Annotated in this window: 18 protein-coding genes and 1 tRNA gene; 13 read left to right on the plus strand and 6 right to left on the minus strand. The window is 63.5% G+C overall.

Features of this window, described 5'->3' with window-relative positions:
* Position 1: 1 nt before the first annotated feature.
* Positions 2–1,348 carry a nodulation protein NfeD gene (locus tag RYH74_RS13495; protein WP_317409553.1) on the minus strand — a complete coding sequence of 449 codons (1,347 nt, stop codon included), beginning with the start codon at positions 1,346–1,348 and terminating at the stop codon, positions 2–4.
* 98 nt (positions 1,349–1,446) lie between these two features.
* Between RYH74_RS13495 and RYH74_RS13500 the strand changes: the two genes are divergently transcribed.
* The 3 genes from RYH74_RS13500 (at position 1,447) to RYH74_RS13510 (ending at position 2,916) form a co-directional block, all read left to right on the plus strand.
* Complete coding sequence (locus tag RYH74_RS13500; RefSeq protein WP_003260230.1) at positions 1,447–1,905, plus strand: aminoacyl-tRNA deacylase; 459 nt, start codon at positions 1,447–1,449, stop codon at positions 1,903–1,905.
* 60 nt (positions 1,906–1,965) lie between these two features.
* Complete coding sequence (locus tag RYH74_RS13505; RefSeq protein WP_075044292.1) at positions 1,966–2,208, plus strand: DUF2789 domain-containing protein; 243 nt, start codon at positions 1,966–1,968, stop codon at positions 2,206–2,208.
* A gap of 69 nt (positions 2,209–2,277) precedes the next feature.
* A complete protein-coding gene (locus tag RYH74_RS13510) occupies positions 2,278–2,916 on the plus strand; it encodes an NADH:ubiquinone oxidoreductase subunit N (RefSeq protein WP_075044293.1) in 639 nt (212 codons plus the stop codon).
* A 6-nt stretch (positions 2,917–2,922) separates the two neighbouring features.
* On the opposite strand, the gene RYH74_RS13515 is transcribed toward RYH74_RS13510, so the two are convergent.
* The 3 genes from RYH74_RS13515 to RYH74_RS13525 form a co-directional block, all read right to left on the minus strand.
* Positions 2,923–3,360: a CBS domain-containing protein gene (locus RYH74_RS13515; protein ID WP_025337291.1), complete on the minus strand. Its 438-nt coding sequence runs from the start codon at positions 3,358–3,360 to the stop codon at positions 2,923–2,925.
* A gap of 213 nt (positions 3,361–3,573) precedes the next feature.
* Entirely contained in the window at positions 3,574–5,304 is a 1,731-nt protein-coding gene (locus RYH74_RS13520) for a dipeptidase (protein WP_158091103.1), read from the minus strand.
* 160 nt (positions 5,305–5,464) lie between these two features.
* Positions 5,465–5,541: transfer RNA gene (locus RYH74_RS13525), tRNA-Arg, on the minus strand.
* Positions 5,542–5,748: 207 nt separating this feature from the next.
* Here RYH74_RS13525 and RYH74_RS13530 point away from each other — a divergent pair.
* From RYH74_RS13530 to RYH74_RS13565, 8 genes are all read left to right on the plus strand, one after another.
* Positions 5,749–6,498 (plus strand): GntR family transcriptional regulator, encoded by a 750-nt coding sequence (locus RYH74_RS13530; protein WP_075044295.1) that lies wholly within the window; start codon positions 5,749–5,751, stop codon positions 6,496–6,498.
* Entirely contained in the window at positions 6,495–8,219 is a 1,725-nt protein-coding gene (locus RYH74_RS13535) for a fumarate reductase/succinate dehydrogenase flavoprotein subunit (RefSeq protein WP_075044296.1), read from the plus strand. Before RYH74_RS13530 ends, RYH74_RS13535 begins: the two co-directional genes overlap by 4 nt.
* A 63-nt stretch (positions 8,220–8,282) precedes the next feature.
* Positions 8,283–8,528, plus strand: coding sequence for a ferredoxin family protein (locus RYH74_RS13540; RefSeq protein ID WP_008096634.1), 246 nt, complete (start codon positions 8,283–8,285; stop codon positions 8,526–8,528).
* 118 nt (positions 8,529–8,646) lie between these two features.
* Entirely contained in the window at positions 8,647–10,053 is a 1,407-nt protein-coding gene (locus RYH74_RS13545) for an ABC transporter substrate-binding protein (RefSeq protein WP_075044297.1), read from the plus strand.
* A gap of 15 nt (positions 10,054–10,068) precedes the next feature.
* Entirely contained in the window at positions 10,069–10,851 is a 783-nt protein-coding gene (locus RYH74_RS13550; protein ID WP_015268565.1) for an ABC transporter permease, read from the plus strand.
* A complete protein-coding gene (locus RYH74_RS13555) occupies positions 10,851–11,702 on the plus strand; it encodes an ABC transporter ATP-binding protein (RefSeq protein WP_075044298.1) in 852 nt (283 codons plus the stop codon). Before RYH74_RS13550 ends, RYH74_RS13555 begins: the two co-directional genes overlap by 1 nt.
* Positions 11,699–12,664: a HEAT repeat domain-containing protein gene (locus RYH74_RS13560; RefSeq protein WP_075044299.1), complete on the plus strand. Its 966-nt coding sequence runs from the start codon at positions 11,699–11,701 to the stop codon at positions 12,662–12,664. Before RYH74_RS13555 ends, RYH74_RS13560 begins: the two co-directional genes overlap by 4 nt.
* Positions 12,664–12,945: a DUF971 domain-containing protein gene (locus RYH74_RS13565; RefSeq protein ID WP_085591800.1), complete on the plus strand. Its 282-nt coding sequence runs from the start codon at positions 12,664–12,666 to the stop codon at positions 12,943–12,945. Before RYH74_RS13560 ends, RYH74_RS13565 begins: the two co-directional genes overlap by 1 nt.
* 177 nt (positions 12,946–13,122) lie before the next feature.
* On the opposite strand, the gene RYH74_RS13570 is transcribed toward RYH74_RS13565, so the two are convergent.
* Complete coding sequence (locus RYH74_RS13570; protein WP_025337300.1) at positions 13,123–13,986, minus strand: ABC transporter ATP-binding protein; 864 nt, start codon at positions 13,984–13,986, stop codon at positions 13,123–13,125.
* A complete protein-coding gene (locus tag RYH74_RS13575; RefSeq protein WP_249763553.1) occupies positions 13,983–15,584 on the minus strand; it encodes an ABC transporter permease in 1,602 nt (533 codons plus the stop codon). Before RYH74_RS13575 ends, RYH74_RS13570 begins: the two co-directional genes overlap by 4 nt.
* Before the next feature lie 297 nt (positions 15,585–15,881).
* On the opposite strand from RYH74_RS13575, the gene RYH74_RS13580 reads away from it, so the two are divergent.
* Positions 15,882–16,919: an ABC transporter substrate-binding protein gene (locus RYH74_RS13580; protein WP_075044301.1), complete on the plus strand. Its 1,038-nt coding sequence runs from the start codon at positions 15,882–15,884 to the stop codon at positions 16,917–16,919.
* A 37-nt stretch (positions 16,920–16,956) separates the two neighbouring features.
* Complete coding sequence (locus tag RYH74_RS13585; RefSeq protein ID WP_025337303.1) at positions 16,957–17,862, plus strand: TauD/TfdA dioxygenase family protein; 906 nt, start codon at positions 16,957–16,959, stop codon at positions 17,860–17,862.
* Positions 17,863–17,962: the final 100 nt, after the last annotated feature.

Genomic DNA, 17,962 nt, shown 5'->3' on the forward strand with positions numbered 1-17,962 from the left:
GTCATTCTCCTTGCGCCGCGGGCGCGGCGGCGCTCACTTCCAGCATGACGCCATGGCGCGCGGTCACCCGCACGTTCTGGCCCGCTTGCAGTGGCGTTGCACACTGCGCCTGCCATTGCTCGCCCTGGGCGAGCACAAAGCCACAGAACGGGTTGCCCGCCATCACCTGGGTGACGGTGACCAGGCTGCCGACCAGGCCGGCGTCACCGCTGACCAGCGCCCGTCGGCGGGCCTTGAGCGCCATGCCCAGCACACCGCCGATCAGCAGCGCCGAGAGCACCGCCAGGGTGCCGATCAGGGCCAGCGGGATACCGAAACCAGGGGCATCGGTGTCGATCAGGATCAGCGCGCCGACCACGAAGGCGACGATGCCGCCAAAACCGACCACGCCGAAACTGGGCAGGAAGGCTTCGGCGATCATGAAGGCGATGCCGAGCAATATCAGCGCCACCCCGGCGAAGCTCACTGGCAACAGCTGCAGGGCATACAGCGCCAGCAGCAGGCAGATGCCGCCGACCACGCCGCCTACCGTCGAGCCGGGGTTCATGAACTCGAACAGCAGGCCGTACACACCGATCATGATCAGGATCAGCGCCACGCTGGGGTTGGTGATGACTGCGAGCACCCGTGTGCGCCAGTCCGGCAGGTGCTCGACCAGGCTGGCGCCGGCAGTCTGCAGTTGCTGGGGCTGGCCAGCGACAGTGAGCGTTTTGCCATCGAGCTTGCGCAGCAGGTCGGGCAGGTCATCGGCCACCAGGTCGATCACGTCGAGCCGCAAGGCCTCGCTGGCGGACAAGCTGACCGCCTCGCGCACAGCCTTCTCCGCCCAGTCGGCATTGCGCCCGCGCAGCTGCGCCAGGCCACGAATGTAGGCCGCCGCATCGTTTACCTGCTTGCGCGCGAGGGTTTCGTCATCGCTGCCTTTGGCCTTGTCGTCCTTGGGCGTGCCTGGCGGGGCGCCTATCTGCACGGGCGTTGCGGCACCCAGGTTGGTACCGGGCGCCATGGCTGCGACATGGCTGGCATAGAGGATATAAGTGCCGGCGCTGGCGGCGCGGGCACCACTGGGGGCGACGAAGGTTGCGACCGGCACGGGGCTAGCGAGAATCGCCTTGATCATCTGGCGCATGGCGCTGTCGAGCCCGCCCGGGGTGTCCATGCGGATAACCACCAGTTGCGCACCCTGCGTCTTGGCCTGGTCGAGGCTGCGCACCAGATAGTCGGCGCTGGCCGGGCCGATGGCGTCATCGATGCCCAGCACCCAGACTGCACCGGGCGCTGCCAAGCTGCCTGGCGTGATACCAAGCAGCAACAGCAGCAACAGCCAGCGCCAGCAGCGGGTGATCACCTGTCGTCACCTCGTTTGCCTCTATTGCACAAGTTTAGCCCTGCCTGCTGGTACCCGGCCTAAAATTGGAAATTGGGGGGCGAAACCGGAGGTGCATCATGCGTATGGCAAAGACCCTGCAGGATCGCCTGGACAAGGCCAACTGCGATTACGACATCATTCCCCATCCACATTCGGCCACCAGCCTGGAGTCGGCCCGTACGGCCGGCGTGCCCGCCGAGCGGGTCGCCAAGTCGGTGATGCTCGATGACCGTCATGGCAACTACATCATGGCCGTGCTACCGGCCAACCGGCATCTGGACATGACCAAGGTGCGCATGTCCGGGGCCTGGCAACTGACCCGGGAAAGCGGCCTGCCGAGCCTGTTCGGCGACTGCGAGCGCGGTGCCGTACCGGCGCTTGGCGATGCCTACCAGATAAAGATGCTGCTTGATTCGAGTCTTACCCGCCAAGGCGATGTCTATCTGGAGGCGGGTGATCACGATCACCTGATCCACATGAGCATGGAGCAATATCTGAAGCTGGTGCCGCGCGCCGAAGTGCGTGAGCTCAGCTGATGCTCTCAACCCATGCCGGGCCGGCATCGTCGACGACCGGTCTGGCGACGAGGAGGAACCATGGATAAGCCGATTCATCCTTTGTCCGAGATTTTCAAACAGCTGGGGCTGTCTGACGATCCGGTCGATATCGACCGTTTCATCACCACCCATTCGCCGCTCGACGACGATATAAAGCTGGTTGACGCGCCTTTCTGGAACGATTCACAGCGCGCTTTTCTGAAAGAGAAGTACATCGCTGATGACGACTGGATTCCGATGATCGACCAACTGAACGAGGCGCTGCATCCAAGCAAAAAATAAAGCGCCGAGTGGTGCCTGACGAGTGATTGGCCGTTGCTATGCTCAGGAAAACAACAAGGGGATAGCGCGATGAAAGATCCCTACGCACCAGGCTTCTGGTGCTCCGTGACGATCCTGGGCACGTTGACGGCCAGTTATTTCTACGGCATACGGCAAACGCAACAGATGAACCAGGCGGTGCATTTCCTGTATGCCGCTGCCGCTGTCACTGTGGCGGTTGCACTGGTGGCGCTGGCCTGGATCGCCTGGCAGCAACTGCACCTGAACAAGCGTGAGGTGGTGCAGGGGCGAACGTTGCTGACCATCTGGAACACCAAGGTCGCGCTACGCCGCGTCGAGACGGTGTTCGACCGCTACTTCTGGGGCAGCTACTGGCATTCGGGGCGCACCTTCGAAGAGGTCATGGGCGAGCTCAAGGGCACGCCGCTGGAGCAGAGCCTGGATGCCCTGAAACGCCAGTGCCGCTTGCTCGATCGCGAAATTCATGACCACCATCACCACTGGCTGGCCAATGCCCGCGACCTGTCCAGCGTGGCCCAAGCCATGGCCCGTGAACGCTACCAGCTGGATGTAGGCGAGCCGACCCGCAGCGGCCATGGCAACACCGCCGTGCTCAACCGGGACTTGGAAGTGCTGGTGTACACCTGGTCGGCGCGCCTGCGCAGTTTCGACCATCAGCTGGACGAGCTGGAGCGCGCCTACCACTGAGGTGCTTCATTCGCCGCGGATGTATTGCTCCAGTTTGAGGATCAGGTTTGCCTGTTCGGCGATGGTTTCCTTGACCAGGTCACCGATCGACAGCAGGCCGAGCAGCTCGCCATTGCTGACCACCGGCAGGTGGCGCAGGTGGCGATTGGTCATCAGGTTCATGCAGTACTCGAGGTTCTGCTTCGGTTCCACGGTGACCACCGGCGCACTCATGATCTCGCGCACAGGGGTGGCGGCGGACGAGCGGCCCTTCAGCACCAGTTTGCGCGCATAGTCCCGTTCACTGACGATACCCACTACCTGGTTGGCCTCGACCACCGGTAGCGCACCGACGTTTTTCTCCGCCAGCAGCTTCAGGGCGTCGAGTACCGAGTCATCCGGGCCGATGGTGTACACGGTCTGGTGCTGGGACTTGGTCTTGAGGATTTGTTCGACGGTCTTCATACGGGCCTCTGCGGGTGAAAAAAGCGATGTCTCGGAGTAAATAAAGCATCCGGCACGGCGCTCTGCACGGCAATGCAGGAAACGGCATCGAGTCGATTGAAAAACGTCATGAGCGGTCGCCTGTGCCGGCCTCTTCGCGGGCATGCCCGCTCCCACAGGTTGCGTAATTCCTGTGGGAGCGGGCGTGCCCGCGAAGAGGCCGGTAGAGTTGGCTCAGAGCTTCGGCATCTGCCCGATCCGCGCCACCATCTCGCTCACCACCTGCAAGTCCAGCATGAATTGCTCAACGGTCTTGAACTCGTTGTCGTTGTGCCCGGTGTACTTCACATCCGGCATGGCCAGGCCGAACTGCACGCCGTTAGGCAAGTCGTGTACCGAGGTGGCGCCCGCCGAGGTACCGAACTCGTGCTTCATGCCCAGGTTCTCGGTGGCCACGTCAAGCAAGGCCTTGACCCATTCGCCCTCGGGGTTGCGGTACATCGGCTCGTCCAGGCTGTAGTCGAAGGCCACCGAGGTATGGCTCTGCCGGGTCCATTTGCCCAGCTTGTCAGCCAGTTCGTCCTTGATCGTGGCAATTGGCTTGCCTTTCGGAATGCGCAGGTTCACCGCCAGTTTCAGGCCTTTTTCATCCACCCCGACAAAGGTCAGCGAGGCGGTCAGCGGGCCCATGAACGAATCCTTGAAGGCCACGCCGAGCTTGTTGCCCAGGTAGTCCAGGCCCCAGTTGTCGGCGGCATAGCGGGCGGCATCGGTGAAGTGGTTGTGCTTGAGCGGCACATCCTTGCCCAGGCCGTTGATGAAACCAAGCATGCGCGCCACCGGGTTGACCCCGGACTCCGGCTCCGAAGAGTGGGCGGACACGCCGGTCACGGTGAGCAACACCTGCTTGCCATCGGCCTTGGCGGCGATGCTGAAGTCGCCGCCATTGCGCTTCACGTAATCGGCGCCGGCTTTTTCCAGCTGGCTGGCCAGCTTCGCCGGGTTGTCGGTGACCAGGGTCGCGACCGAGGTTGTCGGGATCTGGTTGGTGGCCAGGCCGCCGGTCAGGTTGACGATCTCGGCACCCTTGCCACTGGCCTGGCGCTTGCTGAAGCTGGCCATGATCGTGCCGTAGCCTTTCTCGGCGATGACCACAGGGTAGCCGCCATCGAGTGCCAGGTTGTAGTCGGGCGTGGGGTTGCGTTCGAAGTAGTAGGGGATGGCATCACCGCTGGTTTCTTCAGTGGTGTCGATCAGCAGCTTGAACTGGCGAGCCAGCGGCAGGTTCTCGTCCTTGGCCACTTTAAGCGCGTACATCGCCACGACAATGCCGTTCTTGTCGTCTTCGGTGCCGCGGCCGTACATGCGGTCACCGACCAGGGTGACCTTGAACGGGTCCAGGCGCGTGCCATCGGCCAGCTTCCAGTTGTCCGGGTTGACAGGCACTACGTCGGCGTGGGCATGGATGCCGACCACTTCCTTGCCGCTGCCCAGCGAAATCTCGTACACCCGGTTGTCGATATTGCGGAAAGCCAGGCCGAAGCTGTCGGCCAGGGCCTTGATCTTGTCGGCGATCCTGAGGAACTCGGGGTTCTCGTGCTGCGGCGTGCCTTCGACGTTGAAGGTGGGGATGGCCACCAGTTCACGCAGGGTTTCGCTGGCAGCCTTGCCGTACTTGATGCGGGTATACAGGCCGAGCAGGCGGTTGATCTCGTTCTGCTGCTCGGCGGCCAGTGGCTTGCCGGCCAGATAGGCATCCAGGGTTGCCGCGAGGTTGTCGGCCTTGGCCAGGTCGCTGCCTTTGAGCTTGCCGAGGAACTGCTTGAAGTCGCTTGGGTCGCTGCCGTCGAAGGCTTTGACGATGGCCGCGGACTGCTGCTGGGTAAGGTTGGCCTGTGCCGGTTGGGTGAACAGGCCGATGCTGGCCAGCAGCAGGGTGGTGGCGGTAAGTTTTTTCAGGTGCATGGTTGTGCGCATTCCTTCGCCAATCATTGTTGTGGGTTGCCCGTCGGGAAACGGGAAGACGCCCACGCTAACACCAATGACCCGTGGCACGGGAGTGCCAGAAACGCGACATGTCGCACAAACGAAAAAGCCCCGGGCACAGGCCCAGGGCTTTTTGATATGGCGCACTCGGCGGGATTCGAACCCACGACCCCTGCCTTCGGAGGGCAGTACTCTATCCAGCTGAGCTACGAGTGCAACGCGCACGCATGATACCCATCTGATCCGATGGCGTCCATCGCCTTGATCTGTAGCCGTTTTTACCTTTCGCCGAGAGCTGCCGACAGCAGCAATCACAAACGCATCTATCCATATGCGATATCGATATTTCCACAGCAGTTATTATGCCCTCTATTCTCTGGTCACAACTTGTTATAACAAGTATTCGATCAGCGAAGAGACCCCATGGCCGAACTGCTCCCCCTGTCCCCGGTACCGCTCTACACCCAGCTCAAGGAATTGCTGCGCGAGCGCATCCTCGATGGCACTTATCCGCCACATAGCCGCATGCCCTCGGAAAGCGAGCTGGGCAAGGCCTTCGACGTCAGCCGCATCACCGTGCGCCAGGCACTGGGCGACCTGCAGAAGGAAGGGCTGATTTTCAAGATCCACGGCAAGGGCACCTTCGTAGCCAAGCCCAAGGCTTTCCAGAACGTCAGTACCCTGCAGGGGTTGGGCGAGTCGATGACGCAAATGGGTTACGAGGTGATCAACCGCCTGCGCAGTTTCCGCCATGTGCCAGCCAATGCATTGGTGGCCGCGCGGCTGCAGGTCGAGGAGGGCAGCCTGGTCACCGAGATCCGCCGAGTACGGCTGATCAACCGCGAGCCGGTGTCGCTGGAGCTGACCTGGTTGCCCAAGGCCGTCGGCGAAAAGCTGGAAAAGGCCGACCTCGTCACCCGCGACATTTTCCTGCTCCTGGAAAACGACTGCAGCATTGCCCTTGGCCACGCCGACCTGGCCATCGATGCCGTTCTGGCCGACAGCGACCTGACCCAGGCCCTGGATGTTGAAGAAGGCTCGCCGATCATGCGCATCGAGCGCCTGACCCATGCCGCCGACGGTACGCCACTGGACTTCGAACACCTTTACTACCGCGGCGATGCTTTCCAGTACCGCCTGCGCATCGACCGCCAGAAGGGGAGCAAGCCATGAGCATCCAGACCCAGGACTACGACATCATCGTCATCGGTGGCGGTACCGCCGGGCCGATGGCGGCGATCAAGGCCAAGGAGCAGGACAAAAACCTGCGCGTGCTGCTGCTGGACAAGGCCAACGTCAAGCGCAGCGGTGCCATCAGCATGGGCATGGATGGCCTGAACAACGCGATCATCCCAGGCCATGCCACCCCCGAGCAGTACACCAAGGAAATCACCGTGGCCAATGACGGTATCGTCAACCAGGCCACGGTGCATGCCTACGCTACCCACAGCTTTGAAACCATCGAGCAACTCGACCGCTGGGGGGTGAAATTCGAGAAGGACGAGACCGGCGACTACGCGGTGAAAAAGGTTCACCACATGGGCGCCTACGTGCTGCCCATGCCCGAAGGCCACGACATCAAGAAGGTGCTGTACCGTCAGCTCAAGCGTGCCCGGGTCGAAATCAGCAACCGTATGGTCTGCACCCGTGTGCTACTCGATGGTGAAGGCGCGGCCGCTGGCGTGCTGGGTTTCGATTGCCGTAGCGGTGAGTTTCGCGTGGTGCGGGCCAAGGCGGTGATCCTTGCCTGCGGCGCGGCCGGGCGCCTGGGCCTGCCGTCGTCGGGCTATCTGATGGGCACCTACGAGAACCCGACCAACGCCGGTGATGGCTACGCCATGGCCTACCATGCAGGTGCCGAACTGGCCAACCTCGAGTGCTTCCAGATCAACCCGCTGATCAAGGACTACAACGGCCCGGCCTGTGCCTACGTCACCGGCCCACTGGGTGGATATACCGCCAACAGCAAGGGTGAGCGCTTTATCGAGTGCGACTACTGGAGCGGCCAGATGATGTGGGAGTTCCATCAGGAACTCGAGGGCGGCAATGGCCCGGTGTTCCTCAAGCTCGATCACTTGGCCGAGGAAACCATCCAGAACATCGAAGAGATCTTGCACAGCAACGAGCGCCCTAGTCGTGGCCAGTTCCACGCCGGGCGTGGCACCGATTATCGCCAGCACATGGTCGAGATGCATATCTCGGAGATCGGTTTCTGCTCGGGGCATTCGGCGTCGGGGGTGTGGGTCAATGAAAAGGCCGAGACCAGCGTCAAAGGGCTGTATGCCGCGGGCGATATGGCAGCGGTGCCGCACAACTACATGCTCGGGGCCTTCACCTATGGCTGGTTCGCCGGTGTGAACGCTGCCCATTACGTGACCGGGCGCGAATTCGCCGAGGTCGATGCCGAACAGGTCGAGCGCGAGCGCGCGCGGGTGTTTGCCCCGCTGCAGCGTCAGCATGGCCTGCCGCCAGCGCAGGTCGAGTACAAGCTCAGACGCATGGTCAACGATTACCTGCAACCGCCGAAGGTGACCAAAAAGATGGAAATCGGCCTGGCGCGCTTTGCCGAGATCGAACGTGACCTGGACCAGATGAAGGCCAGCAACCCTCATGAACTGATGCGTGCGATGGAAGTTTCGGTGATTCGCGATTGCGCCGAGATGGCGGCGCGGGCCTCGCTGTTCCGCGAGGAAAGCCGCTGGGGGCTGTACCACCACCGGGTGGACTTCCCTGAGCGCAACGATGGCGAGTGGTTCTGCCATTGCCATCTGAAAAAGGGCGAGAACGGTGAAATGACCAGCTTCAGGAAAGCCGTCGAGCCTTACCTGATTGCGTTGGACGCAGAAGAGCAGACCGCCTACGACCAGCTGCGGGTAAAGGCCGATGCAGCCTAGGCGACGCTGTGTCCTGTGAACACTTCGAAGAACGAGGGCCGCAGGCCCCGAGGACTCCGTGAAATGGCCTACCAGCCGCAAGAAATCTTCTTCCGCAGCAGCGCCCCCGTCACCATCGACGAAGACAAGTGCATCGCCGAAAAAGGCTGCACCGTCTGCGTGGAGGTTTGCCCCATGGACCTGCTGGCGATCAACCCGGCCACGCAGAAGGCCTACATGGCCTTCGACGAATGCTGGTACTGCATGCCCTGCGAAAAGGACTGCCCCACGGGTGCGGTGAAGGTCGACATCCCGTACCTGCTGCGCTGATTCATCCCGCCATCCGGCGCACCACCGGACGCCCTCCTGCTGTGCCCCTCGTTTCCCACCACCCAAGCCGGGCGGCGGAGACGACCCAACTCTTATAACGACTCGAGGGGAAACACCCATGCGCCTTGTTGCAACCGTGGCCGGCCTCGCGCTGGCGCTCACTGGCCTGAATGCCAGCGCCGAAACCATCCGCATCGCCATTGGCACCCAGGACACCACCATCAACTGCGCCACTGGTGGCCTGCTGATACGCGAGCTTGGCCTGCTGGACAAGTACCTACCGCATGACGGCAAATACAAAGATGCCAAGTATCAGGTGGAGTGGAAGAACTTCACCAGCGGTGCGCCACTGACCAATGAAATGGTCGCTGGCAAACTCGACTTCGGTGCAATGGCCGACTTCCCCGGGTCGTTCAACGGTGTTGCTCACCTGGATGCCGGCAAGCGCAGCCTGTTCATAAGCGTGCTGTCGGGCAGCGTGCACGGCAGCGGCAATGGCATCGTCGTACCGGCGGCGTCCAGCGTGCAGTCGCTGGCTGAACTCAAGGGCAGGACCATTTCCGTGCCGTTCGCCTCCACCGCCCACGGCATGCTGCTGCGTGCCGTAGCAGCCCAGGGCTGGGACCCGCAGAAGGATGTGCGAATCATCGCCCAGGCGCCGGAAATCGCCGGTTCCGCCCTGCGTAGCAACCGCATCGAAGCCCATGCCGACTTCGTGCCGTTCGCCGAACTGTTCCCCAACCGCGGCTTCGCCCGCAAGATCTATGACGGCGCCCAGGCCAACGCACCGACCTTCCATGGCGCTTTGGTCGATGCCGATTATGCGAAGAAATACCCCGAAGTGGTCACCGCCTACCTGCGCGCCAGCCTCGAAGCCGATCGGCTGATCGCTGCGGAACCTGAGAAGTACAGCGAGTTGATCGAGAAAGTCACCGGCATCGAGGCCGAGGTCAATTACCTGTTCCACGGCCCGCTCGGCCTGCAGACTCGCGACCTGACATGGAAGCCTGAATACCGTCAGGCTGTCGCAACCTCCATCGATACGCTCAAGCTGCTTAAAAAGACCGACCGCGGCCTCGACACCGACAAGTTCATCGACGACCAGTACATCCGTGCGGCCTTCAAGGAGGCTGGCCTGGACTACGACAAGGCGCTGAAAGACTACGATCCGCAGCCACTCAAGGCCAATGACGCGCTGACAGGCAAACCGATCACCGACTTCAGCCGCCTGGCACAGATCTGGGTGCGCGGTGAAGGCAAGGTCCGCCACTACGCTTCGCCGGAGGCCGCGCTTGGCGCCTTGGCCCAGCTGGAGCAGGAGGGCAAGGACATCCGCGCCATCTACGCCCAGGCCGCCGACAGCGGAATCAAGTTGCTGGCGAACCAGGCCTGGTTCGTGCGTAACGCCAAGGGTGAACTGGCGGCGTTCCTGCTCAAGGACCAGGCCGAGCAGTATGCCAAGGCCCATGGCGGTGAAGCGCTGGACTTCGTCAGCGCCAACCAGAAGCTGGTCGCCCAGCGCTGACCGGGAGGCACCGACATGACCTGCAACCTCAAGCGCTGGCCGGTGCGCCTGGCTTCGCTGCTGGCCTGCCTGCTGTTCTGGCAGGTCGCGGCGAGCGTGAAGCTGGACCTCGGGCTGCTGACGTTCACCTATGTCCCCACACCGAAGGCGGTGCTGGAAGCTGCCTGGCAGTTGCTGACCTCCAGCACCCTGCTGGCGCACCTGGGCAGCAGCCTGTCACGGGTGTTTGCCGGTTATGGCGCCGCGGCGCTGATTGGCGTGGCCCTGGGATTGTTGATCGGCCGCTCGAAATGGGCCGAGGACACCCTGTTGCCGCCACTCGAAGTGCTGCGGCCGATTCCGGCGGTGGCATGGATCCCGCTGGCGATCCTGATGTTCCCATCATCGGAACTGTCGATGGTGTTCATAACGTTCACTGGCGCGCTGTTCCCGATCCTGCTGAACACCGTGCACGGCGTCGAGGCCATCGACCCGCGCCTGGTGGCGTCGGCGCGCAGCCTCGGTGCAGAGCGTTGGTCGATCCTGCGCGAAGTGGTGTTGCCTGGAGCGCTGCCAAGCATCGTCACTGGCCTGGCCATCGGCATGGGGACTTCATGGTTCTGCCTGGTCACCGCCGAGATGATTTCCGGACAGTTCGGTATCGGCTACTACACCTGGGAGTCGTACACCTTGCAAAACTACCCGGACATCATCGTCGGCATGCTGCTGATCGGCGTGCTGGGCATGGGCAGCAGCGCCCTGGTCAAGCGACTTGGGGAATTGGCCACGCCTTGGTACCGCACGCGGAGGGCTAGCTGATGAACAGTTATCAACCAGCACCAGGGCGTATCGACGGGCGTGGAGTGTCGATTCGACTGGGGCACGGCAGCGAAGCATTCGAGGCGGTGCAGCGTCTGGACTTTGCCGTAGAGCCAGGCGAGTTCGTCTGCATCCTTGGCCCCTCCGGTTGTGGCAAGTCGACGTTGCTTGGCGCCCTGGCCGGGCACCTGGTGCCCAGCAGCGGCCAGTTGAGCGTGGATGGCCAGACCATTGCCGGGCCGTCACCGCAGCGTGGCATGGTGTTTCAGCACCACACCTTGCTGCCTTGGCGTAGCGTGCTCGACAACGTGGCCTTCGGCCTGAAGATGCAGGGCCAGAGCCGCGCCGAACGTCGCCGGCAGGCTCGTGAAATGCTGCAACTGGTGGGGCTGGCCGACTTTGCCGGGCGCTGGCCCAGTCAGTTGTCCGGCGGTATGCAGCAACGGGCCGAGATTGCCCGGGTGCTGATCAACCGCCCGCGCCTTTTGCTGATGGACGAACCCTTCGGTGCCCTGGATGCGCAAACCCGTGCACGCATGCAAGAGCTGTTGCTGGATATCTGGGCAAGCATCCGCACCACCGTGGTGTTCGTCACCCACGATATCGACGAGGCACTGTTCCTGGCCGATCGTATCCTGGTGATGAGCCCGCGACCTGGCCGCTTTATCGAAGACCTGCACCTGGAGTTTCCGCGCCCACGCCGCGCCAGCCTGCTGACCAGCCCTGAATTCACTCACCTCAAGCGTCACTGTCTGGCCTTGCTCCGTCACGAGGAAGGCCGCGAACTGCCGCGCCTGACCCCGCTGGGCCTGCCGGACACTGAGCACCCACCGCTACGGATCGCGCTATGACTGAACGAACGACTGACAACCCCGACATCCTTGCTCTTCTGCCTCGCCTTGGTGCCGCTGATGCAGGCGTGCGCCGCATCGCCCTGATCGAACTGGCAGACCTGGAAGACCCGGATGGCTTGCCATGGCTCACCGATGCACTGCTGGTGGATACCGCCGACGACGTGCGTGCCGAGGCCGCGCGCCTGCTCGAGGCCTGGGAAGAACCTGAAGTTGTGCAGGCCCTGTGCGCTGCGCTGGCCGATGCTGCCGAGCCGGTACGGCTGGCTGCCGCCCAGAGCCTCAGCGAACTCAAGAGCCTTGAAAACGGTCAGCTGATCCTGCCATGGGTCAAGCATGCCGATGCCTTCGTCCGTGCCAGCGCCCTGCGTGCCTTGCGCGAGCTGCGCCTGGAAGATGCTGCAGAGCCTGCACTGCTGGCCCTGGCCGATGGCGACGCCGCGGTCCGGCGTGAGGCCGTGGGTATTCTTGGCTGGCTCAAGCACCAGCCGGCATTGCCAGCATTGGCAAAGCTTGCCGCAGACGAGCCGGACACCGAGGTGCGCCGCGCGGCCATCGGTGCGCTGGGCCTCGCCCGCGACAGCGCGGTGGTGCCAGCATTGGTGGCTGCATTGGCTGACAAGGCCTGGCAAGTGCGCGAAGAAGCCGCCACCACGCTAGGCAAGGTGGGCCTGGCCCCAGCAGGCCCGGCACTGGTAAATGCCCTTGCCGATGACTTCTGGCAAGTACGTCTGCGTGCGGCGCGGTCCCTGGGGCGGCTGCGTCATGTTGCGGCGTTGGACGCGCTTGGCGAGTTGCTCGGCCACGGCATTGCCAACCTGCGCAAGGAGGCGGCTCTGGCCCTGGGTGAGCTGGGCCAGGCGCGTGCCTTGCCGGTGCTGCAGGCCGCCGAGGCCGATAGCGACCCCGAGGTGCGCAAGGCTGTGCGGATCGCCATGGCGCAACTGCGCGGGGCCTCCTGATGAATGCCCCGCAAGCTATTCGCAACATGCGCGGGCCCGGGCAATTGGTGCTGCAATGGCAAGACGGCGAACACAGCTTCAGCCATGCCCGCCTGCGCGGTGCTTGCCCCTGTTCACAATGCCGAGCGGCACGGCTGCAGGGGAGCATCAGCCTGGTTCGCGATGATGTGCGCGTGGTGCAAATCGAGCCGCAAGGATATGGCGTGCAGCTGGTGTTCAGCGATGGGCATGAGCGGGGTATCTATCCTTGGGCTTACCTGCGTGACCTCAGTGCCCGGTGAGACCTGAATTCGCAAGCGGTCCGCGTACCCTGTGGGAGCGGCTTTAGCCGCGAAGAATCCAACTCGGTGCATGGCACCGGCTGCGCCGGTGTTCGCGGCTAAAGCCGCTCCCACAGGGGCCCTGCTAATTCAGTGAGTCATGGGCAGTTCTATGAGTACGGGCCCGTTCCCACAGGCTCAGAGCGCAATCAGCTCCGGCCTCAGCCCTTCGACCCGTCGCACCGGCGGCGTCAGGTAGCCGCCATCCCCGGTGATCTGGTGCAGCACCTTCTCCCGCAGCTCGTGAAGTGCCACACCCGTACGCAACCTTGGGTGTGGCAGGTCGATCTCCACCACCGACTTGATCCGCCCCGGGCGCGGCTCCAGAACCACCACCCGGTCGGCCAGGTAGGTGGCCTCCTCGGCGTCATGGGTGACCAGCAGCGTTGTGATGCCGGCACGTTCGCGAATGGCCAGCAGCTCGTCCTGCAGTTGCTGGCGGGTCAGCGCATCCAGCGCGCCGAACGGCTCGTCGAGCAGCAGGATACGCGGGCTGGCTACCAGGCCTCGGGCGATCGCCACGCGCTGGGCCATGCCGCCGGACAGCTGGTGTGGGTAGGCCGACTCGAAGCCGACCAGCCCCACCAGTTGCACGAACTCGTGTACCCGCCGCGCGCGCTCACCCTGGGTGAGCGGTTCGTTGACCAGGCCCAGGGCAATGTTCTGTTCCACGCTCAGCCAGGGGAACAGTCGATGCTCCTGAAACACGATGCCGCGTTCGCTACCAATGCCGCTGACAGTGTGGCCGTCCACACGGATGTTGCCGCTGTAGTCGGTATCCAGCCCTACCAGCAGGCGCAGCAGGGTGGATTTGCCACAGCCGGAAGCACCAACGATGGCGATGAATTCACCCTGGTTGATCGACAGGTTGAAGTTGCGGATGGCTTCCAGCGGCTGGCCATCGACGCTGAACACTTTGCCGACCCCCTCGAAGCTGACCAGGGGCGGGGTGACGTCGGGCTGGTTGGCCGCGTGCAGGTGCGAGGTGTTGAAGGCGTTCATGCGGTTCTCCAGCGCGTGGCGCGCGATTCGAGGCGTTGTCCAAGGGTGCCGAGCAGGGCGCCGACCAGGCCGATCAGCAGCATGGCGGCCATTACCTGGTCCATGCGGAACAGTTGCTGGGCGCCGATCATCAGGCTGGCGATGCCACCGTCCGAGGGCATGAAGTATTCGGCACCGATGGTGCCCAGCCAGGCGTAGATCAGTGACAGGCGCAGGCCGGCAAAAATGGCCGGGGCTGCGCCGGGCAGCACCAGCAGGCGCAGGCGTTGCCACAGGTTCAGGCGCAGGGTGCGCGCGGCTTCACCCAGCTGCGGCGAGAGGCTGGCGATACCGCGCTGGGTGGCGATCAGCAACGGGAAGAACGCAGCCATGCCGACGAATACCTGCTTGGCCCCTTCACCCAGGCCGAACCAGGCTGTGAGCAGCGGCACCCAGGCAAACAGTGCCACCTGACGCAAGGCCGACAGGCTGGGCCCGAAGATACGTTCGGCATTGGCCGAAAGCCCCAACAGCAAACCGACCAGCAGGCCAGCGCTACCGCCCAGCAGCAAGCCGGCCAAAGCGCGCTGCAGGCTCAGCAGCAAGGCCTGCGGCAGCGAACCATCGGCCAGGCCGGTCAGCAGGGTGCGCAACACTTCAAGTGGCGAGGTCAGGATGTTGCTGTCGACCCAGCCAAAGCTGCTGCTGGCCTGCCACAGGGCCAACAGTGCCAGTGGCAGCAGCAGGCTTTGCCAACCCCGCGCCACGGGGCCACGGTGCTGCTCCCCTGTGGCCGCTTGCGGCCAGTACAGCAGGCGCTTTTCCAGGGCCGAGAAGCCGCGCTCCAGCAGTGCGCCGACCAGGCCGATTACCAGGATGCACAGCAGCACCAGGTCGAGCATGAACAGCTGCCGTCCCCACACCATCAGGTAGCCAATCCCTTCGCTGGAGGCCAGCAGTTCGACCGCCAGCAGCGAGGTCCAGCCGGTGGCCAGGGCCAGGCGTACGCCGGTGAGGAAGGCGGGCAGGGCAGCCGGTAGCAGCAGGCGCAGGAACAGTAGATGGCGAGGCAGGCGCAGCACCGCAGCGGCCTCTCGCAGCTTGGGCTGGGCATCGCGTACACCGACCAGCGTGTGCAAGGTAACGGGGACCACCACGGCTTTCACCAGCACCACCAGCTTGAGCAACTCACCGATCCCGAAGAACAGCATGAACAACGGGATCCAGGCCAGGGTAGGTATCTGTGCCAGCGCCACGAAGGTTGGCAGCACCAGCGTCTGCGCCCGCCGCGAAGCACCCAGCCAGACCCCCAGCAGCAACCCGCTGCCGATGCCGACCGCCAGCCCCCAGAACAACCGCTGCAAGCTTATCCACAGGTGCCCCCACAGCTCGCCGGAGCCAAACTCCACTGCGCTCTGCCACACCAATGCTGGCGCCGGCAGAATCTGCTCGCTCATCCAGTGCTCCCGGCTGGCCACTACCCACAGCAGTGCAACCAGCACAGGCAAGACCCAGGGCAACAAGCGGGCGCGATCCTTGTGGGAGCGGCCTTGCGTCGCGAAAGGGTCGCGCAGCGACCCCCGGAACAATCCCCGACCTCTGCTCAGAATTCCATTCATCGGCCATCTCTCGAAGCGTTGTTAGATTATTCATTTATGGAATTAAAAATTCTAAAAAATGACTTTCAAGAGATAAGAGCATGCGCTTTATGCATACGGAAGCCCCTCGCCGTTGCGTTTTCCTCATATTTTCCATGCGTTTTCCGCAAGCCTGCCGCAGGCCCGCATGCCGCCTGATTTATGCCTTCCAGTTACTGAAGAATGAAGTTTTGATCTTTGTAGGTTCTAACCAGACCTGCCTAGCTTCTGGCCAAAGCGCCGGCCATCGCCGGTGGCAGCCTGCCAAGGAGCCTTGCCATGAAAACCCCGCTGCGCCACCTGATCACCGCCCTTGGGCTGGCCTTCACCCTCAGCGCCCACGCAGCTGAACCGGCCAAGCCAGCAAGCATCCGCATCGCCGTGCCCGACCTCAGCGCGGGCAGCAAGCCCAGCGCCGGTGGCGTGGTCGACGTGCTGCGTGACCAGCAACTGCTGGAGAAGGAATTCGCCAAGGACAACATTCGCATCGACTGGCACTTCTTCAAGGGCGCCGGGCCGGTGGTGAACGAAGCGCTGGCCAACGGCCAGGCCGATTTCGCCTACCTCGGCGACCTGGCCGCCATCGTCGGCAAGGCCAATGGCCTGGACACCCGCGTGCTGTCGGCGGGGGTACGTGGGGTGAAGAGCTACCTGGGCGTGGTGCCCGGTTCCGGCATCAAGACCCTGCACGACCTCAAAGGCAAGCGCGTGGCGGTGTTCCGTGGCACCGCCAACCAGCTGTCGTTCGCCAGCGCCCTGGCCAGCCAGGGGCTTAGCGAGCGCGAGCTGAAGGTGATCAACCTGGACTTCAACGCCGCCAATGCCGCGCTGGCCGCCAAGCAGATCGACGCCACCTGGGGCCTGTCCAATCTGCTGTCGCTGCGTGAGCGCGGGCTGGTAGAGCTACCGGTCAATTCGCGTGACCTGGAAGGTGCCGGCAGTACCCAGGCGGTGCTGCTGGGCACTGGCGATTTCATCCGCAAATACCCCGAGCTGGTGCAGCGCCTGGTCAATGCCCAGCAACAGGCCAGCGCCTGGCTGCGCGACGAACACAACCGCGAGGCCTATGTCGAGCTGGTGGCCAGCAATGCCAATTGGCCGCGCAGCATCCTCAACGACGACCTGGCCAAGGAAGACCTGGCCCATTACTTCGATCCACGGCTGGACGCCGAATTCGTCGGCCAGTTGCAACAGGGTGTGGACCTGGCTGCCAAGGAGCGCCTGATCCGTCGTGGCTTCCAGGTGGCCGACTGGATCGAACCACGCTTCCTCGATGCCGCCCTGCAACAGAAACAGGCCGTGCAGGCCGCCCGCTGAACCCCGATAACCCGACAATGACCGCAAGGACACGACCATGAGCAACGCCGCCCTGGCCACCGCGCCACAAACCCTCGAACTCGACATCCACCCGGTTGCCGGCCGCATCGGTGCCGAAATTCGCGGGGTGCAATTGTCCGCCGACCTTGATGCCGCCACCCTCGACGCCATCCAGGCCGCGCTGGTGAAGCACAAGGTGATCTTCTTCCGTGGCCAGACCCACCTGGATGACCAAAGCCAGGAAGCCTTCGCCAAGTTGCTCGGTGAGCCGGTCGCCCACCCCACCGTGCCGGTGGTGGATGGCACCAGCTACCTGTTGCAGCTCGATGGTGCCGAAGGCCAGCGGGCCAACTCCTGGCACACCGACGTGACCTTCGTCGACGCCTACCCCAAGGCCTCGATCCTGCGCAGCGTGGTGGCGCCGGCGTCCGGTGGTGACACCGTGTGGGCCAACACCGCCACGGCCTACCAGGAGCTGCCCGAGCCGCTGCGCGAGCTGGCCGACAAACTGTGGGCGGTGCACAGCAACGAATACGACTACGCCAGCGTGAAGCCCGATGTGGACCCCGCCAAGCTGGAGCGCTATCGCAAAGTGTTCACCTCGACGGTGTACGAGACCGAGCACCCGGTGGTGCGCGTGCATCCGATCAGTGGCGAGCGGGTGCTGCAGCTGGGGCATTTCGTGAAGCGCATCAAAGGTTATTCGCTGGCGGATTCGCAGCACCTGTTCGCGGTGCTGCAAGGGCATGTGACGCGCCTGGAGAACACCGTTCGCTGGCGCTGGCAGGCGGGGGACGTGGCGATCTGGGATAACCGCGCGACGCAGCATTATGCGGTGGATGATTACGGGACCCAGCCGCGGGTGGTGCGGCGGGTGACCCTGGCGGGTGAGGTGCCGGTCGGGGTGGATGGGCAACTCAGCCGCACTACGCGTAAAGGCTGATATCGCCGGGGCCGCTTTGCGGCCCTATCGCCGGCAAGCCAGCTCCCACAGGTACATCACAGGCCAGAAGGCAGCGGTGATCTTGTGGGAGCTGGCTTGC

This window comes from Pseudomonas sp. LSJ-87 (genome assembly GCF_032971465.1).
GTDB lineage: Bacteria > Pseudomonadota > Gammaproteobacteria > Pseudomonadales > Pseudomonadaceae > Aquipseudomonas > Aquipseudomonas putida_Z.